Origin of the sequence: Kitasatospora sp. NPDC051164, assembly GCF_044455625.1 — a bacterium.
GTDB lineage: Bacteria > Actinomycetota > Actinomycetes > Streptomycetales > Streptomycetaceae > Kitasatospora.
On the sequence record NZ_JBITFB010000004.1, the window covers coordinates 201,472 to 227,339 of the forward strand.

The following is a 25,868-nucleotide window of genomic DNA, read 5'->3' on the forward strand; positions in this document are numbered from 1 at the left end:
GGCGGTGCGCCCCCAGTGCACCGCCCGTCCGTCACTCGATACTCGGCAACCGCCGGCGCACCAGCCCCTGGTTCGCCGTCGTGCCCGGCCGTTGACCGGCCGGGCGGGGCGCTACCCGGCGCCCCGGGGGACGGTCCCGGTCATGCACGCCGTCGGCTGACCCGCATGGCTGCCGCGCCCGCCGCGAGGAACGCCGCCGAGAGGCCGATCAGCACCGGCGCCTCCTGGCTCCCCGTCTGGGCCAGCTCCTCGTGGCTGTGCCCGGCCGGGCGCTGCTCGCCCGCGTTGTGGTGCCCGCCCTTCGCCTCGTGCTCGTGGCCGCCCAGGTGGACCGTCTTGTACGGCGCTCGCTCCTCCGCGACGAACTTGACCTTGTTCACGTTGTGCGAGGCCTGCTTGTTCGAGTTGCTGGCGCTGTTGTTGAGGTTGTTCTGCACGGTGACGGTCACGTCGACGTGCTGGCCTTGGCCCTGGGACTGGTTCTGCTCGCCGTGCTGGCCCTGCTCCTGCCCGCCGTGCTCACCGTGCTCGCCGTGCTCGCCGTGCTCGCCATGGCTGACGTGCTCGCAGGGGTGGCAGGAGCAGCCGGGGCCGTGGTGGACGCCGTGGCCGTGCTTGCCTTCGTCGCAGCGCTTGCCGCTACCGGCCGACAGGCCCTCGGGGAGCGCGAGCGTCGACGGCTGGGCCACGGGCCGACCGCGCTCGGCTCCTTCCTCGCTCGGCTGACCCACTTCGTCCTGCTCGGTTCCTTCCTCGCCCGGCTCGCCCGCCTTGTCCCGCTCGGGGGCGTCGGCCGGCTTCGCGCTGTCCACCGCCGGAAGGTCGACCGGCTTCGCGCCGTCCACCGCCGGAAGGTCGACCGGCTTCGCGCCGTCCACCGCCGGAAGGTCGACCGGCTTCGCGCTGTCCGCCGCCGGAATGTCGGCCGAGGTTCCGTCGATCTCGGTGCCACCGTCGGTTCGGTAGGTCTGGCTGAACACCGGCCCGGACTTGAGGGCACCACGGCCGCTGAAGGCCAAGGTGCCGGTGGCGTCGCCGTTGTCCCTCTCGGCCTGACGAAGGAGGCTGTCGACCCATTCGCCCCGGGCCCCGGCCGATTCGGAGGACGCGCTGTGGTCGACGACGGGCGAGGCGTAGGCCGCGGAGCCGGCACCCCACACGAGGGCGGCCGAGGTCAGTCCGGACAGGACCAGGGTGGTGATTCGAATACGCATGACACTCCAGGATGATCCGCAAACGGACCTTCTGGATACGCCTCTCCGTCACCCGGTCACGACTCGCATCGCTGCAGAGTAACCGCATTGGCCCAACGGATTAACGTGCGCGGGGGATGCCGCCCGCGCCGCCCACACCGCCTGACGGTTCGCTCAAGGCGGCCGAGGCGCGGATCCGACCGCGGTCCGGTCGGCCACACGAGCGGCGTGGGCCTGGTCCGACCGGACCAGGCCCACGCGATGACCGACGGATCCGTCAGAGCACCTGGAGGTTCTTCCGCAGCTCGAACGGGGTGACCTCGGAGCGGTACTCCTCCCACTCCTGGCGCTTGTTGCGCAGGAAGAAGTCGAACACGTGCTCGCCCAGCGTCTCGGCGACGAGTTCGCTGCGCTGCATCAGGTCGATGGCCTCGCCGAGGTTCTGCGGCATCGGCTGGATGCCGAGGGCGCGGCGCTCGGAGTCGGACAGCGCCCACACGTCGTCGTCGGCGCCGGGCGGGAGCTCGTAGCCCTCCTCGATGCCCTTCAGGCCGGCCGCGAGGGTGACGGCGTAGGCGAGGTAGGGGTTGCAGCCGGTGTCGAGGGAGCGGACCTCGATCCGGGTGGAGCCCTGCTTGCCCGGCTTGTACATCGGCACCCGGATCAGCGCCGAGCGGTTGTTGTGGCCCCAGCAGATGTAGGACGGCGCCTCGCCGCCGGCCCCGGCGGTGCGCTGGGAGCCACCCCAGATCCGCTTGTAGGAGTTCACCCACTGGTTGGTGACGGCGGCGGTCTCGGCGGCGTGCTTCAGCAGGCCGGCGATGAAGGATCTGCCGACCTTGGAGAGCTGGTACTCGGCGCCGGACTCGTGGAAGGCGTTGCGGTCGCCCTCGAACAGCGAGAGGTGGGTGTGCATACCGCTGCCGGGGTGCTCGGAGAAGGGCTTGGGCATGAAGCTCGCGTGCACGCCCTGCTCCAGCGCGACCTCCTTCATGACCAGCCGGAAGGTCATGATGTTGTCGGCGGTGGACAGCGCGTCGGCGTAGCGCAGGTCGATCTCCTGCTGGCCGGGGGCGCCCTCGTGGTGCGAGAACTCGACCGAGATGCCCATCGACTCGAGCATGGTGATCGCCTGGCGGCGGAAGTCGTGGCCGACCCCGCGCGGGGTGTGGTCGAAGTAGCCGGACTGGTCGGCGGGGATCGGCGCGGTGCCGTCACCGGGCAGGTTCTTCAGCAGGAAGAACTCGATCTCCGGGTGGGTGTAGAACGTGAAGCCCTGCTCGGAGGCCTTCTCCAGGGTGCGCTTGAGCACGAACCGGGGGTCGGCGTAGGACGGTGAGCCGTCCGGCATCAGGATGTCGCAGAACATCCGGGCGGTGCCCGGGGTCTCCGAGCGCCACGGCAGGATCTGGAAGGTGGTCGGATCCGGCTTGGCGATCATGTCGGACTCGTACACCCGGGCGAAGCCCTCGATCGCGGAGCCGTCGAACCCGATGCCCTCCTCGAAGGCCTGCTCCAGTTCGGCCGGCGCCACCGCGACCGACTTGAGGAACCCGAGCACGTCGGTGAACCACAGCCGGACGAACCGGATGTCACGCTCTTCGAGCGTCCGAAGCACGAACTGCTGCTGCTTGCCCATGGGGACAGTCTCACCTCTGCTCTTTACGCTCGTGTTACGCCCGGGCGGCCTCCGGAAGACCCCTGGCGGCGAATGCCCCCATCATGGCCGATCACCGCCCGGTCCGGCAGTGCCGACCCCCTGGATCGGCCCGGGAACAGCCCCGGAACAACCGCGGAACAACCCCGGGCCGGCTTCGGACCGACCCTGGACCGACCCCCCTCGCGGGACATTGCGTCAGATAGACGATTACACTCGGGGGCATGCCCAATCTCCGTCTCGCCCTGAGCCAGATCGACCCCTGGGTCGGTGACCTCGCCCGCAACAGCGATGAGGTGGTGCGCTGGACCAGGCAGGCCGTCGAGGCCGGCGCGCAGCTGGTCGCCTTCCCCGAGATGGCCCTCACCGGGTACCCGGTCGAGGACCTCGCCCTGCGGCGCTCCTTCGTCGAGGCCTCCCGCGGCGCGCTGGTCGAGCTGGCCGGCCGGCTGGCGGCCGACGGGCTGGGCGAGGTGCCGGTGGTGGTCGGCTACCTCGGGCGCTCCGAGCACGCCTCGCCGCGCTTCAACCGCCCGGCCGGGTCGCCGCAGAACTGCGCCGCCGTGCTGCACCGGGGCGAGGTCGTGACCCGCTTCGCCAAGCACCACCTGCCCAACTACGGCGTGTTCGACGAGTTCCGCTGGTTCGTCCCGGGCGACCAGCTGCCGGTGGTCCGGGTGCACGGGGTGGACGTCGCGCTGGCCGTCTGCGAGGACATCTGGCAGGACGGCGGCCGGGTCACCGCGGCCCGCGAGGCCGAGGCCGGGCTGCTGCTGGTGATCAACGGCTCGCCGTACGAGCGGAACAAGGACGACCAGCGGCTGGAGCTGGTCCGGCGCCGGGCCGCCGAGGCGGGCTGCGCCCTGGCGTACGTCAACATGGTCGGCGGCCAGGACGAGCTGGTCTTCGACGGCGACTCGATCGTGGTCGGCGCGGACGGCGAAGTCCTCGCCCGCTCCCCGCAGTTCGAGGAGCACCTGCTGGTGCTGGACCTCGACCTGCCGGCCGCCAGCAGCGACCACACCGACGGCCTGCTGCTGAGCGACGGGCTGCACCTGGTCCGCACCGAGCTGGACGGCGAGCCGCAGCCCGTGCCCACCGAGCAGCTGACCGCCGAGGTCGCGCCGCGGCTGTCCGACGAGGCCGAGATCTGGGCCGCGCTGGTCTCCGGCACCCGGGCGTACGTCGCCAAGAACGGCTTCAGGTCGGTGCTGATCGGCCTGTCCGGTGGCATCGACTCGGCGCTGGTGGCCTCGATCGCGGTGGACGCGATCGGCGCCGAGAACGTCCACTGCGTCTCGATGCCCAGCCGCTACTCCTCCGAGCACTCCAAGGACGACGCGGCCGAGCTGGCCCGCCGCACCGGGCTGCACTTCCGGACCGTCTCCATCGCCCCGATGTTCGACGCCTACCTGGCCGCCACCGAGCTGACCGGCCTGGCCGAGGAGAACCTGCAGTCCCGACTGCGCGGCACCCTGCTGATGGCGATCTCCAACCAGGAGGGGCACATCGTGCTCGCGCCCGGCAACAAGAGCGAGCTGGCCGTCGGCTACTCGACCCTGTACGGCGACTCGGTGGGCGCGTTCGGGCCGATCAAGGACGTCTACAAGTCCCTGATCTTCCGGCTGGCCCGCTGGCGCAACGAGGAGGCCGAGCGGCGCGGCGAGGTGGCGCCGATTCCGGAGAACACCATCGTCAAGCCGCCGTCCGCCGAGCTGCGGCCGGACCAGGTGGACAGCGACTCGCTGCCCGACTACGACCTGCTGGACAGCGTGCTGGCGCGCTACATCGAGGGCGACGAGGGCCGGGACGCGATCGTGGCGGCAGGCTTCGACCCGGCCGTGGTGGACCGGGTGGTGCGGCTCGTCGACACCGCCGAGTACAAGCGGCGCCAGTACCCGCCGGGCCCGAAGATCTCGGTCAAGAACTTCGGCCGGGACCGCCGACTGCCGATCACCAACCGCTGGCGGCGCGGCTGAGACGAGCGCTACGCGTCGTACCGGTAGGTGGCGACCACCGGGAGGTGGTCGCTGCCGTCCCGGGGCAGGGTGCGGGAGTCGACCGGTTCGAGCCCGCCCTTGCTCATGATCTGGTCGATCCGGGCCATCGGGAAGGCCGCCGGCCAGCTGAAGCCGAAGCCGTCCCCGGCGGCGCCCTGGGCCGAGCGCATCTGCGAGGTGACCGGCGCCAGGCTGCGGTCGTTCATGGTGCCGTTGAGATCGCCGAGCAGCAGCACCTTCTTGAGCGGCTCGGCCTCGATCGCGTCGCCGAGCGCCTGCGCGCTGGCGTCCCGCTGGTTGACGGTGAAGCCGCCCTCGGCCTTCAGCCGCACCGAGGGCAGGTGCGCGACGTACACCGCGACCGGGCCCTGCGGGGTGCCGACCTGGGCCCGGAACGCCCTGGTCCAGCCCATCTTGAGGTCCACCGGCGCGACCCCGCTGATCGGGTACTTCGACCAGAGCCCGACCGTGCCCTCCACCGTGTGGTACGGGTAGGCCTCGGCGAGCCCGGTCTCGTACGAGCGCATCGCCCTGCCCGCCAGTTCCTGCAGGGCGACGACCTGGGCGCCGGAGGCGACCAGCCCCCGGATGGTGCCCGGCACGTCGGTGTTGGCGGCGGCCACGTTGTGGCTGACCACCGTCCAGTCGCCCTTGCCGCCGCTCTTGTCGGTCAGCAGGCCGCCGAACAGGTTGACCCAGAGCACGACGGGCAACAGCAGGGCGAGCAGCGCGGTGGCGGAGCGGCGCAGCAGCGCGGGCACCAGCAGCACCGGGACGGCCAGGCCCAGCCAGGGCAGGAAGGTCTCCAGCAGGCTGCCGAGGTTGCCGACGCTGTTGGGCACCTCGGCGTGGAAGGCGAGCAGCGCGGCGGTGAGCCCGGCCAGGACGGCGACCACCAGGCCGCGCCGCCAGGTGGTGGCGCCGCGGGCGTCCCTGCCCCAGTCCCGCAGGCCGAGGAGGCCGCCGAACCGGACCGCCGGGGCCGAGTCGTCGGCACCTCCGGGGGCCGCGATCCGTTCGGTCCTGTCCGCCTGCGCCATTCCGTGGCTCCCGTTCGCTCGTGCCGTCCGCCAGTCTGGTGCCGGGCCCGTTCCCACGGCGCAGCACCGGACCGGTGCCGGTTCGATCGGATTCCCGGCTCAGCCTATGCCGGGACAGACGTCACGCTCCCGGAGCGGGTTCCGGCGTGGCCCGGTTTGGTGAGTTAGGCCACGTCCCGTCAGGACGCTCCGGTGGCAGTCCGGTGCGGCCCGACGACGGCCCGACGGCTGCTGGAGGACGGCTCGACGGCGGCCCGGGGTCAGCGCGGCGCGAGGCCCTGGAGCAGCGCGTCGACCATCTTGCGGGCCAGGTCCGGGTCCTCCAGGTCGGAGTCGTCCCACAGGATGCTGCGGTAGAGGATCGGGCCCATCAGCAGGTCGCCGAGCAGGTCCAGGTCGAGGTCGGAGCGGAGCACGCCCTCGTCCATGGCACGGCGGATCAGGTCCAGCCCCGCGTCGCGGCGCGGCTTGACCACCCGCTCGCGGTACACGTTGTGCAGCTCGGGCAGGCTCTGCATCTGGCCCATGGCGGCCTTGAGCACCCAGCGGGTGCGCTTGGCGAGGCCGCGCCGGCGCATGTAGTCGACCATCTCGATCAGGTCGGCCCGAACGCCGCCGCCGCTCGGCTCCGGCATCGGGGCCTCCAGCTTGCCGACCACGTCGACGAGCAGGGCCTCCTTGTTGGGCCAGCGCCGGTAGATGGTGGCCTTGCCGACGCCGGCGGCGGTGGCGATGCCCTCGATGGTGAGCTCGGACATCGTGGTGCCGCTCGCCATGAGGTCCACCACCGCGGTGAAGATGGCCTGTTCGGCGGCCTCGCTGCGCGGCCGGCCGCGGCGTGCGGCGGCGCAGGCCTGGCCGGCGTCGGCGTCGGCGTCGGCGTCGGCGGCGCAGTCCTGCTCGGTGTCGGCGGTCGGGGTGTCCGTCTTCATCCCCGTTGTTCTCCCTCGCTGTCCCCGGGGCGCGCGGGCGCCGTCCGTGTCATGGGCGGTCCGTACGGCGGGCGGGGGCCCGCCGCCGGGCCGAGGCCCTGCCGACCGGGTGCACCGGTCGGCAGGGCCATTGTCTCTCGACTGTCCTGCGGCCCGAGCCGTGGTCCGGCCCGAGCCGTCCTGCGACCCGGCCGCCGGTCAGGCCTCCGCGGCCGCGGTCTCCCGGCTCGCGTCCGCCTGCTCGCCCGCCGGACCGGCCGGGGCGGCCGGAGCGCCGGGGGCGGCGATGCGGCGCGGCAGCAGGAACCAGGCGACCAGCGCGCCGACCAGCGAGATGCCCACCGAGAGCGAGGCGACCACGTGCATGGCGTGGATGAAGGAGTCGTTCGCCGGGGCGATCAGGGCCTTGCCGCCGGGGATCCGGTCGGCGATGGCCAGGGTGGCCTCCAGCGACTCGCCGGCCTTGTCGCGCAGGTTCTCGGGCAGCTGGTTCAGCGTGTCGGACATCCCGTCGCGGTAGACGGTGGAGAGCACCGCGCCGAGCACGGCGACGCCCAGCGAGCCGCCGACCTGACGGAAGGTGTTGTTGACGGCCGAACCGGCGCCGGCCTTCTCGCGGGGCAGCGAGCCCATGATCGCGACGGTGACCGGCGGCATGACGTGCGCCATGCCGGCGCCCATCACCAGGCCGAGCACGATCAGCACCCAGATCGGGGTGGTGGCGGTCAGCACGATGTAGCCGACGAAGCCGAGCGCGACCAGCACCATGCCGGTCGCGGCGGTGGCGGCGACACCGAAACGGTCGACCACCAGCCGGGCCCGCGGCGCGAACAGCAGCTGGGCGACGGCCAGCGGCAGCATCAGCAGACCGGCCTGCAGCGCGCTGTAGCCGCGCACGCTCTGGATGTAGAAGACGCCGAAGAAGGAGACGCCCATCAGCGCGAAGAAGATCACGCCGACGACCACCACGGAGGCGCTGAACACCTTGTTGCGGAACCAGGAGACGTCCAGCGCGGGGAACGCGGTGCGGCGCTCGAACCAGACGAAGGCGACCAGCGCGACCACACCGGTCAGGGTCGGCGCCCAGGCCTCGACGGCGGTGAAGTCGGCCAGCTCGCCGCCCTTGATGATGCCGTAGATCAGCGCGACCAGGCCGATGATCGACAGCAGCACGCCGACCGGGTCGAGCTTGCCCGGGTTGGGGTCCTTGGACTCGGGCACCAGGATCACCATCGCGATCACCGCGACGATCACGATCGGGACGTTGATCAGGAAGACCGAGCCCCACCAGAAGTGCTCGATCAGCAGGCCGCCGGTGATCGGGCCGATGGCGATGGCCAGGCCGACCGCGCCCGCCCAGATGCCGATCGCCTTGGGCTGCTCGGAGCGTTCGAAGACGTTCATGATGATCGCCAGCGTGGCGGGCATCGCGAGCGCGGCGCCGACGCCCATCAGGCCGCGGAAGCCGATGAGTTCACCGGGCGAGCCGGCCATCGAGGACAGCAGCGAGGCGATGCCGAAGACCACCATGCCGGCCAGCAGGGCGAGCTTGCGGCCGAAGCGGTCGCCGAGCAGGCCCGAGGTGAAGAGCAGCCCGGCGAACACCAGGGTGTAGGAGTTGATCGACCACTCCAGGTCGCTCTGGGTGGCGCCGAGGCCGACCGGAGCGGGGGTCGCGATGGTCTTCATCGCGACGTTGAGGATCGAGTTGTCGAGCACGACGACGAGCAGGGCGAGCACGAGGGTGCAGAGGATCGCCCAGCGCCGACGGTGGATGGCTTCCGGCACACGGGGTGGCGCGGCTGCGGTGGTCATTGGTCTTCCCGTCCGTGTTGGCGTGGCACTGGCGGGCAATTCCGAGTCGGAAACGTCTCGTAACCCCCCGCACCAGAGTAGCGGGGAATACGATACGAGACGACCCCGTTTCGTAAAAACGAGGCAAAGCCCGAGGCCGCCGTCCGAGGCGACGGGCCCGGGTGTGTCACGGATCGCACCGGGACGAACGCACCCCTCTTTGCGCGCGCGCCGGGGCGTGCAAGCATGGAGGTGATCCGGGGACGCCGCACGGCGCCACGAGACGACAACCCTTCAGGAGTCCGTTCCATGAACGCTTCTTCGCCTTCGCCTGCCCAGAACCAGGCGTCGACCGCCACCCTCTACGGTGGGGTCACCAGCCGCCGCATCACCGTCCGCGACCTCGCCTCCGCCAAGCAGCGCGGCGAGAAGTGGTCGATGCTCACCGCCTACGACGCCCTGACCGCGGGCGTGTTCGACGAGGCCGGCATCCCGGTGCTGCTGGTCGGCGACTCGGCGGGCAACTGCCACCTCGGCTACGAGACCACCGTCCCGGTGACCATGGATCAGATGGTGATGCTCTCCGCCGCCGTCGTCCGCGGCACCAAGCGGTCGATGATCGTCGCCGACCTGCCGTTCGGCTCGTACCAGGAGTCCCCCGCGCAGGCCATGCACAACGCGGCCCGGCTGATGAAGGAGGCCGGGGTCGGCGCGGTCAAGCTGGAGGGCGGCGAGCGCAGCGCCCGCTCGATCGAGCTGCTGGTCGAGGCCGGCATCCCGGTGATGGCGCACATCGGCCTCACCCCGCAGTCCGTACACGCCTTCGGCGGCTACCCGGTCCAGGGCCGCGGCGACGAGGCGGCGCACCAGCTGCTGCGCGACGCCAAGGCGGTCCAGCAGGCGGGCGCCTTCTCGGTGGTGCTGGAGGCCGTGCCGGCCGAACTGGCCGCCCAGGTCACCGAGCAGCTCGCGATCCCGACCGTCGGCATCGGCGGCGGCCCCGACACCGACGCCCAGGTGCTGGTCTGGACCGACATGGCCGGCATGACGGCCGGCCGGGTGCCGAAGTTCGTCAAGCAGTACGCCAACCTGCGAGCCGTTCTGGGCGACGCAGCCCGGGCCTTCGACGAGGACGTCCGCGGCGGCGCCTTCCCCGCGGAGGAGCACAGCTTCCACTGACCGGCCGTCCGGCCCTGCTCCGAACCGAAGGGCTCGGAGCGGGGCCGCTGTCATGCCCGGACTGCGCTGACAGCGGCGTGACAGCCGCCTGGCAGCGGACCGCCGCGGCCGCCGCCACGCTGACAGGGGGCTGACAGCCGGGGCGGACAACCTGGTGGCATGACACGAATCGCCACCGCCCCGAACGACCGGGGAGCCGCCGCCGGCAACGCCGTCGAGGTCCGCGGCATCGTCAAGCAGTACGGCACCACCAAGGCCCTCGACGGGGTCGACCTCACCGTGCGGGAGGGCACCGTCCTCGGCGTGCTCGGCCCCAACGGCGCGGGCAAGACCACCCTGGTCCGGGTCCTCTCCACCCTGATCAAGCCGGACGCCGGCACCGCCTACGTCGGCGGCTACGACGTCCTGCGCCAGCCCAAGCAGCTGCGCCGCACGATCGGCCTCACCGGCCAGTACGCCTCCGTCGACGAGCTCCTCTCCGGGTACGAGAACCTCTACCTGATCGGCCGCCTGCTCGACCTCTCCCGCCGTGAGGCCAGGACCCGCGCGAACGAGCTGCTGGAGCGGTTCTCGCTCACCGAGGCCGCCAAGCGGACCGCCAAGACCTACTCCGGCGGCATGCGCCGCCGCCTCGACCTGGCCGCCAGCATGATCGGCCGCCCCCGGGTGCTCTACCTGGACGAGCCCACCACCGGCCTGGACCCGCGCACCCGCAACGAGGTCTGGGACGAGGTGCAGCGGATGGTCGCCGAGGGCACCACCGTGCTGCTGACCACCCAGTACATGGAGGAGGCGGAGCAGCTCGCGAACGAGCTGACCGTCATCGACCGCGGCAAGGTCATCGCCAACGGCCTGGTGTCCGAACTCAAGGCCAAGGTCGGCGGCCAGACCCTTCAGGTCCGCCCGGCCGACCCGGCCGATCTGCCCGGGATGGCCCGCTGCCTGCGCGACAACGGCGTCAGCACCGCCACCTACTCCGCCGACACCGGCCTGCTCGCGGTGCCGATCACCGGCGACGAGCAGCTGACCGCGGTGATCGGCGTGCTCGGTGGCCGCGGCTTCGCGATCGCCGGCATCGACACCAAGGTGCCCAGCCTCGACGAGGTCTTCCTCGCCATCACCGGCAAGCCCGCCGACGCGGCGCCCGCCCCCATCCTCGCCAAGGAGCCCGTCGCATGACCACCGCCACGCTCGCCCCCGCCCGGGTCGAGGACTCCCGGATCGGCCTGTCCGGGACACTGCGCCACGTCGGCGCGCTGACCCGGCGCAACCTGATGCGGATCAAGGCCGACCCGGAGTCGATGTTCGACGCCGTGCTGATGCCGGTGATCTTCACCGTGCTGTTCGTCTACGTCTTCGGCGGGGCGATGGCCGGCGACCAGGACACCTACCGGCAGTACCTGGTCCCCGGCCTGCTCGGGCAGACCGGCCTCACCCTCGCGATGGCCGTCGGCACCGGCCTCAACAGCGACTTCCAGACCGGCGTGATGGACCGCTTCCGGACCCTGCCGATCGGCCGGGCCTCCGTCCTGCTCTCCAAGATCGCCGCCGAGACCCTCCGCGGGCTGCTCTCCTTCGCGATCCTGATCGGCTTCGCGATGTGCATCGGCTTCGAGGTGAAGACCGGCCTCCTGGAGGTACTGGCCACGATCGGCCTGGCCCTGGTGTTCGGCATGTCGATCGTCTGGATATCGATGCTGCTGGGCATGGCGCTGCGCAGCGCCCAGGCCGTCCAGGGCGTGGCCATGCTGGTCCTGATGCCGATGCAGTTCGGCAGCTCGATCTTCGCCCCGACCAGCACGATGCCGGGCTGGCTGCAGTCCTTCACCAAGGTCAACCCGCTGTCCGCACTGGCCGACGCCTCCCGGGCGCTGCTCAACGGCCAGGGCCCGGTGGCCCACCCGGTGATGATCGTGATGATCTGGTCCGCCGCCATCACCGCGGTCTTCGCCCCGCTCGCGGTGGCCCGGTTCCGCAAGCGGACCTGACCCCTCTTCGCGAAGAAGGCCTCCGCCGGCCCTCCTCGGAAGGAGGGGCGGCGGGCAGGGCGGCCGGCTGCCCGGGACAGGCGCCGGCCGTCGTCCGGGCCCGGCGGGCCGGTGACCAGGGGACGGTCACCGGCCGGCCGGGCCCTCACCGCTCGCCCGGCCGCTCGCCCGGCCGCTAGCCCGACTGCTCGCCCGCCAGGTCGACCGGCTGCTCGCCCGACTGCTCGCCCGACTGCTCGCCTGACTGCTCGCCTGACTGCTCACCGATCAACTCCTCCAGCAGCTCGTGGGTCTGCTGCTGGGTCATCTCGTCACCGCGGGCGCGGGCCTTCTCGAACGCCTCGGTGCCGAGCAGCTCCCGCAGGACGCCGACGGAACGCTCGCGCTCGACCCGGTCGAGGTAGCCGCCCTTCGGGCCGTGCAGCCCGCCGTACGCACCGGTCAGCACGGCTGCCACCTCGGCCCGCGCCAGGTCCCCGTCGCGCTCGGCGAAGGTGCACAGCACCGCGATGACGGCGGGAACCACCATCACCGTCATGTGCTCGGCGAAGCCGCTCGCGGCCGTGAGCGAGCGCAGCAGCCGCCGGCCCTCGCGCAGCAGGGCGAGGCCCCGGTCCGGGTCGCCGGCCCGGGCCGTGATCCAGCCCCGGGCGCTGGTCAACAGCCCGGCCACGACGCTCGGCGCGAAGCCGCCCACGTTGACCACCTCGAGCCTGTCCAGCTCGGCCAGGGCCGGCCCGTACTCGCCGCGCTGGGCGTGGATGCCGCTGAGCGTCAGGTGGCCGAACATCAGGGCGCCGGTGGTGGACTGGTCGGTGCCCGCCGGGGAGACGATGGAGGCCAGCGCCTCCCGGATCACCCGCTCGCCGCGCTCCATGTCGTACTCCAGCAGGGCGGTGCCGAGGTGCACCTGCAGGATCGGGATCTCCTGCGGCGCCCCCAGCTCCTCGGCCAGCTCGATCGCCCGCGCGTACGCGGCCGCGGCGGCCTCGGACTCGCCCCGATTGGCCAGGCTCTCGCCGTGGGCGGCCAGCGCCTGGGAGACCCCCCAGAGGTTGCCGGCCCGCTCGTACAGCTCCAGCGAGCGCTCGCCGTCCGCGACGCTCTGATCCGCACCGCTCGGCCAGTCGTTCAGCATCCGGGCCCGGACCTGCAGGATGAACGCCAGGTCGCTCGACCCGCCGTACTGTTCGCAGCCGCGCACGGCGTCGTCCAGCAGGTCCTTCATCAGTTCCGGCCGGCCGGACAGGAAGGCGCCGAACACCCGCATCAGCGCCGGGAACCGGTAGCCCTGCGGCAGCTCCGGGGTGTAGACGTCCAGCAGCCCCTGGGCGACGGCGACCGCGTCCTGGTCGCCGATCACGTCCAGGTTCCCCTCGAACAGCCCGATCAGCTGGTACATCGCGAGCAGCCGGCGGGCCTCCTCCACCACGCCGTCGGGCATCGGCACGCCGTACGCGAGCACGCCGCGCTCCAACGGCACCGGCGGCGGGACGTCCGGAGCGAGCGGGTCCGGTCCCAGGGCGGCGACCGCGTTGTACCAGTTACGGGCCTCCATGCTGTAGCCGCGCAGCGACCAGTACCAGCTCATGCCGAGGCACAGGACCAGCGCCTGCTCCTCGTCCCGCAGGTCGACCGCGCGGCGCAGCACGGCCCGGATGTTGTCCTGCTCGCGATCCAGCACCGTCAGCCAGTGCAGCTGCTGGGGGCCGTGGATGTACCGGTCGGCCTCGGCGACCAGGGCACGGAAGTGCGCCAGGTGGCGGGCCTCGGTGGCGGCGCGCTCGGCGGCGGACCCGGCGAGCCGCTCGTCCGCGTACTCGTGGATGGTCTCCAGCATCCGGTAGCGCGGCAGGCTGGCGCCGTCCAGGTCGGCGACCAGCAGCGACTTGTCGACCAGCGACAACAGCAGGTCGGCGACCTCCCCGGGAGCCACGTCGAGGCCGTCGGCGCAGACCGCCTCGGCGTCCTCCAGCTGCCAGCCGCCGGAGAACACCGAGAGCCGGCGCAGCACCGCGCGCTCCCGCTTGCCCAGCAGGTCCCAGCTCCAGTCGACCACCGCGCGCAGGGTCTGCTGACGCGGCAGGAGGGTGCGGCTGCCCGCGGTGAGCAGCGCGAACCGGCCGTCCAGCCGGTCGGCTATCTGGCGGGCCGTCATCACCCGCAGCCGGGCGGCGGCCAGCTCGATGGCCAGCGGCAGCCCGTCCAGTCGGCGGCATATCTCGGCGCAGGCCGCCGGGTCGCCCTGCGGGTCGAAGCCGGGACGGGCGGTGGCGGCGCGCTCGGCGAACAGCCGCAGCGCGACCGGGTCGGGCAGCGGCTCGACCGGCAGCACCGTCTCGCCGGGCACGCCGAGCGGCTCGCGGCTGGTGGCGAGCACGGTCAGCCCGGGACACTCGGCGAGCAGCACGTCGGCGAGGTCGGCGGCGGCCTGGATCAGGTGCTCGCAGTTGTCCAGGACGAGCAGCATCCGGCGGTGGCCGCAGTGCTCGACCAGCCGGCGCACCGGGTTCTCGACCCGCTTCTCGATCACCTCGGCGACCATGCTGGTGCTGTGCAGCACGATCTCGCGCAGGCCGAGCGCGGAGACCACGGCGGCGGGCACCGCGTCCGGGCTCTCCAGCGGGGCGAGTTCGGCCACCCAGACGCCGTCCGGCCAGGCCCCGGCGGACTGTTCGGCCCGGCCGGCCTCGACCGAGAGACTGGTCTTGCCGGAGCCGCCGGGGCCGGTCAGCGTCACCAGCCGACGCTCCGCCAGCAGGTCGCGCAGCGCGGCGAGATCCGCCTCCCGGCCGACGAAGCTGGTCAGCCGGCTGCGCAGGTTGCCGCCGGCGCGCGGAGGTTGGGGCGTCGCGGCGGCCCTGGCCGGCTCCGGCGCCGGCGTCGATTCCTTCTCCACGGCGGGGGCGAGCAACTCGGCGTACACGGACTGGAGTTGTCGACCCGGGTCGACGCCGAGCTCATCGGCCAGGGCGCGCCTGGTCCGCTCGTAGTGGCGCAGCGCGTCGGCCGTCCGGCCGCTCTCGCGCAGCGCCCGGATCATCAACAGCTGCAGTGGTTCGTCCAGCGGCTGCCGCTCGCACAGCTCGGCGAGTTCGGCGACCAGGTCGGCGGCCCGGCCGAGCCCGAGATCGGCGGTGATCCGGTGCCGGCGGGCCTCCTCGCGCTGGGCCTCCAGCCGGGCGGCCGGCCCGGTGCGGTCCGGCAGGTCGGCGAGGGCGTGGCCGCGCCACAGCGCCAGGGCGGCGCGCAGCCGCTCGGCGGCGGCCGCGTGGTCCCCGGCGTCCAGGGCGCGGCGGCCCTCGGCGCTCAGCCGCTGGAAGTCGGCGAGGTCGGTGCCGGGGCCGGTCAGCCAGTACCCGGCCGGGCCGGAGCCGATCTCGTCCCGGCCGATGGTGCGGCGCAGCCGGCCGACCAGGGTCTGCAGCGCGGCGGAGGAGTCCTGCGGCGGGTCGGCGTCCCACACCTCGTCCACCAACAGGTCGGCCGGCACCGGGCGGCCCTGCCGCAGGGTCAGTGCGGTGAGCAGCGCCCGGAGCCGGGCGCCGCCGAGCGGCACCGGGGTTCCGTCGTCGTGGTGGGCCGTGGTCGTCCCGAGGATGCCGTAGTGCACCGGACCATTCTGGTCGATCGGCGGGGGTACGGCCGCACAATTGTGCTGGCGGCCCCGGCACCCGCTGCCCCTGCCCCATGCCCGCAGCCCTGCGACCCCTGCCCGCCGCCCTGCGACCCCTGCCCGCGACGGAACGCGGCCGGGTGTTGGGACGTTCACCCGGAGCGGCTTGTCCGCTCACCGGCCCGCCCGGCATGATCGACCCCGGCCCGTATCCCGCCCTCCCCCTGCCCACGGAGCATCCACACCATGACCTTCGCCGCCACGCCGCGCTCCCGCAGCGAGGACCGCCGGATCAGCCCGGTGTTCTGGGTACTCCTCGCCATATTCGGCACCTCCGGCTGGGCGGTGTACTCGGGCTACGGCAACGCCTCGTTCGGGGTGTTCCTGTTCGTGGTCGCGGGCTGGATGGTCTCGCTCTGCCTGCACGAGTACGCCCACGCGCGCACCGCGCTGCACGGCGGCGACATCACCGTCGGCGCCAAGGGCTACCTCACGCTCAACCCGCTGAAGTACGCCAACGTGCTGCTCAGCTTCGTGCTGCCGATCGTCTTCGTGATCCTCGGCGGCATCGGCCTGCCCGGCGGCTCGGTGTGGATCGAGCGGCACCGCATCCAGGGCCGGCTCAAGCACAGCCTGATCTCGGCGGCCGGGCCGCTGGTCAACCTGGTGATCGCGGCGGCGCTGCTGATCCCGATCGGCGCGGGCTGGCTGGACGACCCGACGGTGCACGCGTTCTGGAACGGCTACGAGCTGACCATCTCGCCGTTCTCCGGCGCGCTCGGCTTCCTCGGCTTCCTCCAGCTCAGCGCGGCGGTGCTGAACCTGCTGCCGGTGCCCGGCCTGGACGGATACGGCATCGTCGAGCCCTGGCTGTCGTACAAGACGCGACGCGCCGTCGAGCCGTTCGCGCCGTACGGGATGCTCGCGATCTTCGCGCTGCTGTGGCAGCCCTCGGTGAACTCGTTCTTCTTCGGGATCGTCCACGACATGATGAACCTCTTCGGCGTGGACCAGGACTACGCGACGCTCGGCCGGTACCTGTTCAGCTTCTGGAAGAACTAGCCCGGAACCAGCCCGAACCAGCCCGGCGCCAGCTCCTGCTAGCCCCGCTCGGCGGCCGAGGCGGCGGCCTCGGCGATCTTCGCCCGGCGGCGGTTCAGCCACAGCACGTTGCTGGCCACGCCGGCCAGCGGCACCCAGATCAGGCCCAGCCACAGGCCCTGGGTCAGCGAGAAGACGGCGGCCGCCAGCGCGAGGACGACGACGATCAGGGCGAGCAGGGACGTGCGGGGCATGGCGGAAGGCTCCTCGAACGGGTGCGGCCGGCGAAACGGGTGCGGCCGGGCCGGGTTGCGGCCGCACCCATTGTCGCCGACCTCACCTCCGGAGCGGGTCCAGGGGTGAGGTCGACACGGCGTCCATCGGTCACACGTCGGTGATCCGCAGGCCCGCGTGGGCCTTGTAGCGGCGGTTGACCGAGATCAGGTTGGCCACCAGCGCCTCGACCTGGTGGGCGTTGCGCAGCCGGCCCGCGTAGATGCCGCGCATGCCGGGGATCCGGGCGGCCAGGGCGCGCACGATGTCGGTGGCGGCCCGGTCCTCGCCCAGCACCATGACGTCGGTGTCGATCGACTCCACCGACTCGTCCTGCAGCAGCACCGCCGAGAGGTGGTGGAAGGCGGCGGTGACCCGGGAGTCCGGCAGCAGCGCAGCGGCCTGCTGGGCGGCGCTGCCCTCCTCCGGCTTCAGCGCGTACGCGCCCTGCTTGTCGAAGCCGAGCGGGTTCACGCAGTCGACGACGATCTTGCCGGACAGGTCCTCGCGCAGCGCGGTCAGCGTCGCGGCGTGGCCGTCCCACGGAACCGCGATGATCACCACGTCGCTCTCCCGGGCGACGGTGGCGTTGTCGGCGCCGCGCACGCCGAGGCCCAGCTCGGCGGCCGAGGCCTCGGCCCGGGCGGCATCCCGGGAACCGATGATCACCTGCTGGCCGGCCTTGGCCAGCCGCAGGGCCAAACCACGCCCCTGGTCACCGGTGCCGCCGAGGACACCGACCACCAGCTGCGAGACGTCCGGCAGCTCATGGGCCGGGTTTGTCGCTGAATCGAGGGAAGTCATGGGCCGATCCTGCCAAATCCCCGGCCCGGCGCGACATCCTGGCCCGCATGGACGCGGTGAGAGTTTCGGCACTCCGTGAACGGCTGTCCGGCACGGGCTGGTGGGAGACGGTCGGGGACTTCGCCGCGTCACTGCGGCACTCGGTGGAACGGCGCGGGGCCGGCGGGCTGCTGCTGGTCGGCACCGAGGCGTACGAGCCCTGGCACCTGGCCGCCCACCTCGAGGACGAGGCCGCCTGGTCAGCCGTCCCCCGGCTGGCACCCACCCTGCTGCGGCACCGCCCACCGGCCGGCGCCCCACCCCACCTCGCGCACGGCCTGCGGCGGCTCACCGACGCCGGACGCGGCGCCACCGTCCTGGTGGTCGCCCCGGAGGCGGCCGGCACTCCGCTGCTGGAACGGGTGCACGACGCCCGACGGCACGGCGCGACCGTCCTCGCCGTCGACGGCGCCGCCCCCACCACCCCGAGCGACCTCGACGGGCTCGCGCACGAGCGACTGGCCGTCGGCACCGCCGCAGAGGAACCCTTCGACCTCGCCCAACACCTGGTCAGCACCGCCGCCGGACAGCCCCCCGGCCGCCGCACCACCCTCGACCGCCTGGCCGACCTGGCCGCCCGACTCACCGCGGCCCCCACGATCAGCCGCTGGTAGGCCCGTCGCCGAATCCGGCGGCGTGGACGCTGTTCAGGTGCTTGGAGCTCGGCAGCCACGCGGGCGACGGCCGCGCCCTAGACTGCCGGGCATGAAGACCGGGGGCTGGAAGCAGTGGGCGGCGGTGGTGGTCGTCGTGACCTCCGTGGTCGGCTCGCTCGGCTGGGCGCTGTCGCGAGGAAACAAGGTGGCGGATCAGGCCCGTCCGGCGGTCGGCACCACGCTCGACTCGCCGGTGCCGGACGTCGCGGCCCTGGCCGCCTCCTCCGAGGTGGCCGCCGCCGACCAGGCCCTCACCGCCGAGATCGACCGGCGGCTGGCCACGCTGCTCCCGGCGCTCTCCGGCGCCCAGGTGATCGGCGAGGGCGTCCAGGACGGCTGCGGGGTCGATCCCAGCCGGTCGGACGGGTTCGGGGCGCACTGGCCGGCCCCGAAGTGCCGTCGACAGGTGGTCAAGTACCTCGCGGTGAGCGGCGATCCGCAGCAGGCCCGATCGCGCTGGGAGCAGGCGATGACCGCCCAGGGCGCCCTAACCGTCGACTCCAACGCCTCGCCCCGGCCGGGCGAGGGACTCTGGTACGGCTTCCCGCGCAGCGACGGCGAGCACGACCTGCTCGGGGTGAGCCTGGCCTTCGACGAACGGAAGGACGCGGGCGGCCCCCCGACCCCGGGTGTGGGCTTCCCCTGGACGCTCTCCGCGCCGAACGCCGCCACGAAGGCCTGGGCCGACCGGGAGTCCAGGCCCGCGATGCCCGTGGACCAGGCCGCCGCCCAGGCGCTCGCGGGCGGGCGGCGCCTCGTCGTGCTGAGCGTGGACGAGGAGTACTTCACCGCCCCCGAGCCGCGCTGACCTGCCCGGCGTCGGTCACCCGGCACCGACCTGCCCGGTGTCGGCCTACTCGGCCCCGTCCTTCGGCTTGTCGGTCCACCGCGGGTCGTTGCGCCACTCCCGGTTGCGCTCGTCCGCGATCTGCAGCGCCTGAGCGGCCTCCGCAGGGCTGTCGTACGGCCCCAGGCGGTCCTTGGCCGGGCACTCCGGGCCCTCCTCGACCTTGGCGTGCTTGATGCAGTAGAACCACTCGCCGGGCTTCCCGGTCGGCTTGCGGTGGAATCCGAGGGGCATGGTGTTCTCCCGTTCAGTCGGTCGGCGTTCACAGCTGGGGTCGATACCGATCATTCCCCGGCCCGGAGGGCTCCGCACACCGCCCGTCCGGCCGGGGCCCGGCGACTAGACTCGCGGCCATGGCTCTCGTACCCGGCATCCAGTCCCCCACCCGCAAGGTCCCGGCACACATCGCGCGCCCCGAGTACGTCGGGCGGCCCGCCCCGACGCCGTACACCGGGCCCGAGGTGCAGACCGCCGAGACGATCGAGAAGATGCGGATCGCGGGCGGGATCGCGGCCCGGGCGATGGAGGAGGCGGCCAAGCTGATCGCCCCCGGCGTCACCACGGACGCGCTGGACGCCGTCGCCCACGCGTACATGTGCGACCACGGCGCCTACCCGTCCGACCTCGGCTACCGGGGCTTCCCCAAGTCGGTGTGCACCTCGATCAACGAGGTGATCTGCCACGGCATCCCGGACTCGACCGTGCTGCAGGACGGCGACATCATCAACATCGACGCCACCGCGTACATCCACGGGGTGCACGGCGACCTCAACGCCACCTACCTGGTCGGCGACGTGGACGAGGAGTCCCGGCTGCTGGTCGAGCGCACCCGGGAATCCCTCAACCGGGCGATCAAGGCGGTCAAGCCGGGCCGTCAGATCAACGTCATCGGCCGGGTCATCGAGTCCTACGCCAAGCGCTTCGACTACGGCGTGGTGCGGGACTTCACCGGACACGGCATCAACACGTCGTTCCACTCCGGCCTGATCATCCCGCACTACGACAGCGAGCGGGCCACCGAGGTGATCAAGCCGGGCATGACCTTCACCATCGAGCCGATGCTGACCCTGGGCACCTACGACTACGAGATGTGGCCGGACGGCTGGACGGTCGTCACCAAGGACCGCAAGCGCACCGCCCAGTTCGAGCACACCCTGGTGGTCACGGCGGACGGCGCGGAGATCCTCACCCTGCCGTGACCCCGCGTCGGGGCAGCCGCCCCGCGCCCCTTCGGCCCGGAGGCGAGCGGGCGAGCCCACGCCCCGAGCCGAAGGGGCGCGCCGGCGCCGAAAGGGAGAAGCGAGGAGGCCCGAGGAACGAGGGCATCGGAGCGCCGACCGTCGGCACCGGGTCAGAGCGCCCCGGAGGCGAGCGGGCGAATAACGGCCCGTCAGCCGATGAGCCACTGCTCCTCGGCGACGGCGCCCACCTCGGTGCAGGCGTCGGTCAGCACGTCCAGGACGCGCAGCGGGTCCGGCAGTGGCTGCTCGGGCCCGCGCAGCCACCGCACCTGGGAGCCGTCCGGCAGTGCGGCCGGCGGGAGCAGGGTGTACGAGCCGCGGCAGTGCCAGCGCAGGCCGGGGTGTTCGGACATGGTGTCCGGGGTGGAGTCGAGCGCGCTCGGCCACCACTCGTCCTCGTCCTGCGGGGTGCCGCGGGTGGCGGTGAAGAACAGGTAGCGGTCCTCGCCGACGGCGGCGACCGGGCCTTCGACGCCCGCCGCGGTGAGTCGTTCCAGCGCCAGCCGTCCGGCCTCGGCCGGGACGTCCAGGACGTCGTGCACCCGGCCGGTGGCGGTGATGAAGTTGGCCTGCGGGTCGCGGGCGAGCCAGCGGGAGAGCTGTTCGGGGTCGGTCGTGGCCTGGGTCTGCCAGGCGAAGGAGACCGGGTGCTGGGCCGGGGCCGGACAGGCCACCCGGTCACAGGAACAGCGGTAGCCGGCCGGGTGAGCGGCCGGGGCGAGCGGGAATCCGGCGCGTGCCGCGCCGAGCAGTTGATCGAGTCCTACGGCCGGGCCGTCCGGGTCCCCCGCCCGGGCCCGCTGACGCTCACGCTTCTGCCACCAGGTCGTCCACCTGCCGCCGGCTTCCATCGGGCCCCTTCCGCGCAACTGCCGTGCCTGGTGCGGCACAGCGTTCGACGTACCACTCGACGCAACGCACGGCGCCCCCCGCTGCTTCCCCGGGGTGCTCGACCTTGCCGTCCGCGCCCTGTCGACCGCGGCCCGGGGTCACCGGACGGCCGACGCCCGGGTCACGGTACGAAGTCGCGGCAGCACGCTGTCCGCGCCGGATCGGCCGGAGAGCACGCGGATTCGCGCCTCGCCCGGCCCGTACGGGGCCCGCTGACCCGGGTGAACCCCGAGGGCGTACAGGAAAGGATAGGGGTGCGCGGGCCCTCCGGATGACCGGGGGCGGTGCCTCTCCGGTCACACTCCCGCACGCACCCCGGGCACACTCCCGGCACTCCGCCCTCACGAGGCCTCCCGTTCCCCCTCCCACCGGGGTGTTCCCGGTCACCTCGGGGGGACCCCGGTCACCCGCGCGGAGGTGAGACCCTGGAGGGGTGAAGAGCGCGGACACCGCATTCGTCGGCGGCCCCCTGGACGGGAAGATCCTCCCGATCCCGCTGGGGCCGATGCTCGGCGTGCCCAAGAAGTACAAGGTCCCGGTCCCCGCGCACGGTGAGGTCGCCGCGCGCACACTGGTGTACGTCCGGGCCAAGCAGGTTCGGGGCCTGAGCTGGTTCTGGCGTTACGAGTACGACGAGGCGGCCTCCGCCAAGGCTTCCGGCTGACGGAGCCTCCGGCCGGCGGGCCGCCCGCTCCCCCATCGCCTTCCCGGGAGGTCGGCATGGCCAGGACGGTACGACACCCGCGCAGTGCCCGGGCGGCGGTCGCGCACCACAACCGGCAGGTCGCCGGGGTCACCGGGGTGCTGCTGCTGGCGGTGAGCCTCTACACGGTGACGATCGGGCCCAACGGCTGGCTCTGGTTCGGTTGGGCGGTGCTGCTGCTGGTCTGCGTGGCCCTGTTCGTGGTCCGCCCGTAGGCAGCTCGTGGCCCGCCGGTGAGCAGCGGCACCGCCCGTCACGCCGGCCCGCTTCCCCCCGCGCCGGTCAGTCATCCTCGGCGAGGATGAGGTACAGCTTCTTGCGGGCTTCGGTCAGTACGGCGAGGCCCTTGGCGCGCTGCGCCTCGGTGCCGGTCCGCATGACCTGCTGGACCGCCTGGTCGACCGCGGCGAGCGCCTGGCCGACCTCCTGGACGGCCTCCCAGTCGACCTCCCGGCCGGCTTCCGCCCACGGCTCCGCCGGTCCGGCCTCGGCCACGGCCCGGCCCGAATCGGTGAGCGAGACCAGCCGCTTGCCGCCGACCTCCTCGGCGGTGATCAGGCCCTCCTCCTCCAGCAGCTGGAGGTTGGGGTAGATCGAGCCCGGGCTGGGCCGCCAGGCCCCGCCGGTCCGCTCGGTGATCTCGGCGATCATCTCGTAGCCGTGCATCGGCCGTTCCTTGAGCAGCGCGAGCAGCGAGGCGCGGACGTCGCCGCGTCGCGCCCGGCCGCCACGCCGCCCGTGCGGGCCGCCCCGCCGGCCGCCGTGTCCGCCGAAGCCGTGCCCGAAGGGGCCGCCCATCGGCCGCCCGGGGCCGCCGCCGCCGAACGGCGGACCGAACCCGCCGAACGCCTCCCGGCCTTCGAAGCCCTCCCCGGGCATCTCCCGGAACTCGGGCCCCGGCCCACGCCGGCGACCGCCGCCGCGCGGGCCCTCTCCACGAAATCGCATTCCTGAGCGCATGGCGCCCACCTCCTGGTTCGCCGAAACAGTCGAGTTACTGTCTCGATAGTTCGACGATATATCGGTGACTGTCGCTCGTCAACGATTGACCGATAGCCGCCGACAGCCCGCCGACAGTTCCCCCGACGATTCCCCGACAGCCCCCTTGCGCCGTTCCCGACACGGCCGCCACGCCCCGGGCGCGTCCACCACCCAGCCGCTACGGTGGCGGGCATGGCCGGAGAACGAGATCTTGCGACGCTGCTGCGCGGAATGCGCCCGCAGCTCAACCCGGGGCGGTACGTCTACTGCACGCTCCCCGCGAAGGTGCCCGCAGGCATGCGGCCGGTGGTGACCGTCGCCGAGCCCGAGGGGGTGACGGTGGTGGTCACCCAGGAGGAGGCGGACGCGCTCGGGCTGCGCTACGAGTACGTGGCGGCCTGGATCACCCTGCAGATCCACTCGGCCCTGGAGGCCGTCGGCCTGACCGCGGCCGTGGCCGGGCGGCTCGCCGAGGACGGGATCAGCTGCAACGTGGTGGCCGGCTTCCACCACGACCACCTGTTCGTCGCCGCCGACGACGCGGAACGCGCCGTCCAGGCCCTGACGGAGCTCGCCGAACGCTAGAGCCCTTCCTGGGACTCCCGCCGTCCGCCCGACAGTCCCGCCGGGTGGCCGCCACCGACCGGGCCTTCGACACTGGGAACAGCCGCCCCGCCGGGGGCGGCCCCACCGGAAGGAGACGGCCGCCATGGCCATCTGCGTGACCTGCGGCAACGACTACTGGCTGGCCTTCGAGATCAAGACGGTCACCGGCGACACCTACACGTTCGACAGCTTCGAGTGCGCGATGGAGAAGCTCGCGCCGCGCTGCGAGCACTGCAACGTCCGGATCGTGGGCCACGGCGTCGAAGTGGCCGGGATGTTCTTCTGCTGCGCCAACTGCGCCCGGGTCAACGGCGGCCTCGGCGAGCAGATCCGCGACGCCGTGGGCGCGCATCCCGCGTAGTCGCGGGGCGTTCCCCGCCCAGGAGGCGGGGTCGTCCCCCCGCACAGGGGGCGGGGAAGGGGCGGAAGAGTCGGCCTGTACGCCGGGTTCTGTCTCCCGGGTTGCTTGCGCGGCCCGGGGAGGCGGCCATCCATCTAGGGCTGCCGTTGCCGACAGCCTCGTGCGGTCTACCCGCGGACTCGGGCGAGCAGCCTTCAATCGTCCGCGCACGGCGCCCGAGGGCGCCGATCCTGACCTTGCTCCAGGTGGGGTTTACCTAGCCGGCCGGGTCACCCCGGTCGCTGGTGGTCTCTTACACCACCGTTTCACCCTTACCCACCACGAAAGCGGTGGGCGGTCTGTTTTCTGTGGCACTGTCCCGCGGGTCACCCCGGGTGGGCGTTACCCACCACCCTGCTCTGTGGAGCCCGGACGTTCCTCGGCGGGTCTGGTGACCCGTCGCGACCGCCCGGCCGACTCTTCCGCCGTAGTGGTCATCGTAGCCGCTCGGGCGGCGCCTCCCGTACATCGGACCGGACGGCCGGGGGCTCGCCGCCGAGGCGTGCGGCCACCCGGGCGGCCGTCGCGCTCGCCCAGGCGGTGGTGGTGGCCAGGCCGAGGAGGAGGATCGCGCCGCCGAGGCCGACCAGGATCCACCAGCCGGCGTGGCTGGCCGGGGCGAAGCCGGTCGCGACCGGGCCGACCACGGCCGAGGTGACGACCGTGCCGATCACCGCGACGCCCAGGGACTGGCCGATCTGACGGCTGGTCGAGGCGACCGCGGCCGCCACGCCCGCCTGGGCGCGCGGCATGCCGGAGACGGCGGCGTTGGTGATCGGCGCGTTGACCATGCCGAAGCCGAAGCCGAACAGCGCGTAGGCGACCAGCAGCAGCGCCGCCGGGGAGTCGGCGGAGAGCCGGGTGAGCAGCACCCCGCTCGCGGCGAGGCCGAGCCCGGCCGCGACCAGCGGCAGCCGCGGGCCCCGGCTGCCGACGATCCGTCCGGACAGCGGCGCGCAGACCAGCATCAGCCCGGCCATCGGCAGCGTCCACAGGCCGGCCTCGACCGGGCCGTAGTGCCGGACGTTCTGCAGGTAGAGGGTGTTGAGGAAGAGGAAGCCTCCGAGGGCGGCGAAGGCGCAGACCGCGGTGACGGTCGCCCCGGCGAACGGCGCGCTGGCGAAGAACCGCGGGTCCACCAGCGGCTCGGCCACCCGCCGCTCCCACAGCGGGAAGGCGACCAACGCGGCCACGGCGGCCGCGGCGAGCGCGAGGATCAGCGGGGAGGTCCAGCCGTTGCCCGGGCCCTCGATGATCGCGGCGGTGCCGCAGCCGAGCAGCACGACCATCAGCAGCTGCCCCACCGGGTCGAGTCGGCGCGGCCGGGGCGAGCGGGACTCCGGGACGTAGCGGGCCGTCAGCACGATGGCGGCCAGCGCGACCGGGACGTTGATCAGGAAGATCGACGGCCAGCCCGCGCCGTCCACCAGGAAGCCGCCGAGCAGCGGGCCGAGCGCCATCGAGATCCCGACCACGCCGCCCCAGACGCCGATCGCCTGGGCCCGCTCCTTCGGGTCGGTGAAGGTGTTGGTGATGATCGACATCGCCACCGGGTTGAGCATCGAGCCGCCCACCGCCTGCAGCGCCCGGAACGCCACCAGCCACTCCAGGCTCGGCGCCAGGCTGCACAGCAGCGAGCCGAGCGCGAAGCACACCAGCCCGGTCTGGAACACCCGGCGGCGGCCGAACCGGTCGGCCACCGAGCCGAACAGCATCAGCAGCGAGGCCAGCACCAGGGTGTAGGCGTCGATGATCCACTGCAGCCCGGACGCCGGGGCGTTCAGGTCCCGCTGGATCGCGGGCAGGGCGATGTTCACCACGGTGTTGTCGAGGCCCACGATGAACAGGCTCAGGCAGCAGATCGCCAGGACGAGCAGACGGCGGCGCCGCCCGGACGCGGGCGCGGGCGCGAGGGTGGAGGACTGGGGGGCATCAAGCACGCACCGATCCTCCCACCCAGACCCGGGGGCGGGGTGGCGGGACGGAC

The 25,868-nt window shown here is 72.8% G+C and carries 24 protein-coding genes and 1 other RNA gene; 12 read left to right on the top strand and 13 right to left on the bottom strand.

Annotated elements, in window-relative coordinates; all coding sequences use genetic code 11:
- Nucleotides 1–140: 140 nt before the first annotated feature.
- Entirely contained in the window at nucleotides 141–1,214 is a 1,074-nt protein-coding gene (locus ACIBEC_RS07955) for a hypothetical protein (protein WP_360492633.1), read from the bottom strand.
- A gap of 256 nt (nucleotides 1,215–1,470) precedes the next feature.
- Nucleotides 1,471–2,832, bottom strand: a complete 1,362-nt coding sequence (glnA, locus tag ACIBEC_RS07960) for a type I glutamate--ammonia ligase (RefSeq protein WP_360492636.1) — start codon at nucleotides 2,830–2,832, stop codon at nucleotides 1,471–1,473.
- Nucleotides 2,833–3,074: 242 nt separating this feature from the next.
- Here glnA and ACIBEC_RS07965 point away from each other — a divergent pair, with 242 nt between their 5' ends.
- Nucleotides 3,075–4,829: an NAD+ synthase gene (locus ACIBEC_RS07965; protein ID WP_360492639.1), complete on the top strand. Its 1,755-nt coding sequence runs from the start codon at nucleotides 3,075–3,077 to the stop codon at nucleotides 4,827–4,829.
- 8 nt (nucleotides 4,830–4,837) lie between these two features.
- Here the strand turns inward: ACIBEC_RS07965 and ACIBEC_RS07970 are convergent, their stop codons facing one another.
- The 3 genes from ACIBEC_RS07970 to ACIBEC_RS07980 all read right to left on the bottom strand — a co-directional run bounded on the left by ACIBEC_RS07970 (nucleotide 4,838) and on the right by ACIBEC_RS07980 (nucleotide 8,637).
- Nucleotides 4,838–5,890, bottom strand: coding sequence for an endonuclease/exonuclease/phosphatase family protein (locus ACIBEC_RS07970; protein ID WP_360492642.1), 1,053 nt, complete (start codon nucleotides 5,888–5,890; stop codon nucleotides 4,838–4,840).
- Between the two features lie 260 nt (nucleotides 5,891–6,150).
- Nucleotides 6,151–6,822: a TetR/AcrR family transcriptional regulator gene (locus ACIBEC_RS07975; RefSeq protein WP_360492645.1), complete on the bottom strand. Its 672-nt coding sequence runs from the start codon at nucleotides 6,820–6,822 to the stop codon at nucleotides 6,151–6,153.
- Nucleotides 6,823–7,020: 198 nt separating this feature from the next.
- On the bottom strand, nucleotides 7,021–8,637 hold the full coding sequence (locus ACIBEC_RS07980) for an MFS transporter (protein WP_360492648.1): 1,617 nt from the start codon (nucleotides 8,635–8,637) through the stop codon (nucleotides 7,021–7,023).
- 288 nt (nucleotides 8,638–8,925) lie between these two features.
- Here ACIBEC_RS07980 and panB point away from each other — a divergent pair, with 288 nt between their 5' ends.
- The 3 genes from panB to ACIBEC_RS07995 all read left to right on the top strand — a co-directional run bounded on the left by panB (nucleotide 8,926) and on the right by ACIBEC_RS07995 (nucleotide 11,783).
- Nucleotides 8,926–9,795: a 3-methyl-2-oxobutanoate hydroxymethyltransferase gene (gene panB / locus ACIBEC_RS07985; RefSeq protein WP_360492651.1), complete on the top strand. Its 870-nt coding sequence runs from the start codon at nucleotides 8,926–8,928 to the stop codon at nucleotides 9,793–9,795.
- Nucleotides 9,796–9,954: 159 nt separating this feature from the next.
- A complete protein-coding gene (locus ACIBEC_RS07990) occupies nucleotides 9,955–10,974 on the top strand; it encodes an ATP-binding cassette domain-containing protein (RefSeq protein ID WP_360492654.1) in 1,020 nt (339 codons plus the stop codon).
- The gene (locus tag ACIBEC_RS07995) at nucleotides 10,971–11,783 is read left to right on the top strand and encodes an ABC transporter permease (protein ID WP_360492657.1); all 813 of its coding nucleotides are present in this window, start codon (nucleotides 10,971–10,973) and stop codon (nucleotides 11,781–11,783) included. The genes ACIBEC_RS07990 and ACIBEC_RS07995 overlap by 4 nt, the downstream gene beginning before the upstream one ends.
- A 175-nt stretch (nucleotides 11,784–11,958) precedes the next feature.
- Here ACIBEC_RS07995 and ACIBEC_RS08000 read toward each other — a convergent pair whose 3' ends face one another.
- The gene (locus ACIBEC_RS08000) at nucleotides 11,959–15,396 is read right to left on the bottom strand and encodes a BTAD domain-containing putative transcriptional regulator (RefSeq protein ID WP_360492660.1); all 3,438 of its coding nucleotides are present in this window, start codon (nucleotides 15,394–15,396) and stop codon (nucleotides 11,959–11,961) included.
- Nucleotides 15,397–15,645: 249 nt separating this feature from the next.
- Between ACIBEC_RS08000 and ACIBEC_RS08005 the strand changes: the two genes are divergently transcribed.
- On the top strand, nucleotides 15,646–16,461 hold the full coding sequence (locus ACIBEC_RS08005; protein WP_360492663.1) for a site-2 protease family protein: 816 nt from the start codon (nucleotides 15,646–15,648) through the stop codon (nucleotides 16,459–16,461).
- A gap of 38 nt (nucleotides 16,462–16,499) precedes the next feature.
- On the opposite strand, the gene ACIBEC_RS08010 is transcribed toward ACIBEC_RS08005, so the two are convergent.
- Both ACIBEC_RS08010 and npdG read right to left on the bottom strand, forming a co-directional pair.
- Nucleotides 16,500–16,694 carry a hypothetical protein gene (locus ACIBEC_RS08010; RefSeq protein WP_360492665.1) on the bottom strand — a complete coding sequence of 65 codons (195 nt, stop codon included), beginning with the start codon at nucleotides 16,692–16,694 and terminating at the stop codon, nucleotides 16,500–16,502.
- Between the two features lie 130 nt (nucleotides 16,695–16,824).
- Complete coding sequence (gene npdG, locus ACIBEC_RS08015; protein ID WP_360492668.1) at nucleotides 16,825–17,517, bottom strand: NADPH-dependent F420 reductase; 693 nt, start codon at nucleotides 17,515–17,517, stop codon at nucleotides 16,825–16,827.
- Nucleotides 17,518–17,564: 47 nt separating this feature from the next.
- Between npdG and ACIBEC_RS08020 the strand changes: the two genes are divergently transcribed.
- Nucleotides 17,565–18,170 carry a hypothetical protein gene (locus tag ACIBEC_RS08020; protein ID WP_360492671.1) on the top strand — a complete coding sequence of 202 codons (606 nt, stop codon included), beginning with the start codon at nucleotides 17,565–17,567 and terminating at the stop codon, nucleotides 18,168–18,170.
- Between the two features lie 91 nt (nucleotides 18,171–18,261).
- The gene (locus ACIBEC_RS08025) at nucleotides 18,262–19,020 is read left to right on the top strand and encodes a hypothetical protein (RefSeq protein ID WP_360492674.1); all 759 of its coding nucleotides are present in this window, start codon (nucleotides 18,262–18,264) and stop codon (nucleotides 19,018–19,020) included.
- 45 nt (nucleotides 19,021–19,065) lie between these two features.
- Here ACIBEC_RS08025 and ACIBEC_RS08030 read toward each other — a convergent pair whose 3' ends face one another.
- Nucleotides 19,066–19,293: a hypothetical protein gene (locus ACIBEC_RS08030; RefSeq protein ID WP_360492677.1), complete on the bottom strand. Its 228-nt coding sequence runs from the start codon at nucleotides 19,291–19,293 to the stop codon at nucleotides 19,066–19,068.
- A 119-nt stretch (nucleotides 19,294–19,412) separates the two neighbouring features.
- Between ACIBEC_RS08030 and map the strand changes: the two genes are divergently transcribed.
- Nucleotides 19,413–20,258 carry a type I methionyl aminopeptidase gene (gene map / locus ACIBEC_RS08035; RefSeq protein WP_360492680.1) on the top strand — a complete coding sequence of 282 codons (846 nt, stop codon included), beginning with the start codon at nucleotides 19,413–19,415 and terminating at the stop codon, nucleotides 20,256–20,258.
- A gap of 191 nt (nucleotides 20,259–20,449) precedes the next feature.
- On the opposite strand, the gene ACIBEC_RS08040 is transcribed toward map, so the two are convergent.
- The gene (locus ACIBEC_RS08040; protein WP_360492683.1) at nucleotides 20,450–21,151 is read right to left on the bottom strand and encodes a bifunctional DNA primase/polymerase; all 702 of its coding nucleotides are present in this window, start codon (nucleotides 21,149–21,151) and stop codon (nucleotides 20,450–20,452) included.
- Between the two features lie 473 nt (nucleotides 21,152–21,624).
- Here ACIBEC_RS08040 and ACIBEC_RS08045 point away from each other — a divergent pair, with 473 nt between their 5' ends.
- A complete protein-coding gene (locus tag ACIBEC_RS08045) occupies nucleotides 21,625–21,855 on the top strand; it encodes a hypothetical protein (protein ID WP_360492685.1) in 231 nt (76 codons plus the stop codon).
- A 56-nt stretch (nucleotides 21,856–21,911) separates the two neighbouring features.
- Nucleotides 21,912–22,109, top strand: a complete 198-nt coding sequence (locus tag ACIBEC_RS08050; protein ID WP_360492688.1) for a hypothetical protein — start codon at nucleotides 21,912–21,914, stop codon at nucleotides 22,107–22,109.
- 67 nt (nucleotides 22,110–22,176) lie between these two features.
- Here ACIBEC_RS08050 and ACIBEC_RS08055 read toward each other — a convergent pair whose 3' ends face one another.
- Entirely contained in the window at nucleotides 22,177–22,854 is a 678-nt protein-coding gene (locus ACIBEC_RS08055; protein ID WP_396287791.1) for a PadR family transcriptional regulator, read from the bottom strand.
- A gap of 213 nt (nucleotides 22,855–23,067) precedes the next feature.
- On the opposite strand from ACIBEC_RS08055, the gene ACIBEC_RS08060 reads away from it, so the two are divergent.
- A complete protein-coding gene (locus ACIBEC_RS08060) occupies nucleotides 23,068–23,460 on the top strand; it encodes an ACT domain-containing protein (protein WP_360492694.1) in 393 nt (130 codons plus the stop codon).
- A 124-nt stretch (nucleotides 23,461–23,584) separates the two neighbouring features.
- Nucleotides 23,585–23,842: a Prokaryotic metallothionein gene (locus ACIBEC_RS08065; protein ID WP_360492696.1), complete on the top strand. Its 258-nt coding sequence runs from the start codon at nucleotides 23,585–23,587 to the stop codon at nucleotides 23,840–23,842.
- 62 nt (nucleotides 23,843–23,904) lie between these two features.
- Here the strand turns inward: ACIBEC_RS08065 and rnpB are convergent.
- Together rnpB and ACIBEC_RS08075 are read right to left on the bottom strand one after the other, a co-directional pair.
- Nucleotides 23,905–24,302: RNase P RNA component class A (rnpB, locus tag ACIBEC_RS08070), an RNA gene on the bottom strand.
- Between the two features lie 13 nt (nucleotides 24,303–24,315).
- The gene (locus ACIBEC_RS08075) at nucleotides 24,316–25,821 is read right to left on the bottom strand and encodes an MFS transporter (RefSeq protein ID WP_360492699.1); all 1,506 of its coding nucleotides are present in this window, start codon (nucleotides 25,819–25,821) and stop codon (nucleotides 24,316–24,318) included.
- Nucleotides 25,822–25,868: the final 47 nt, after the last annotated feature.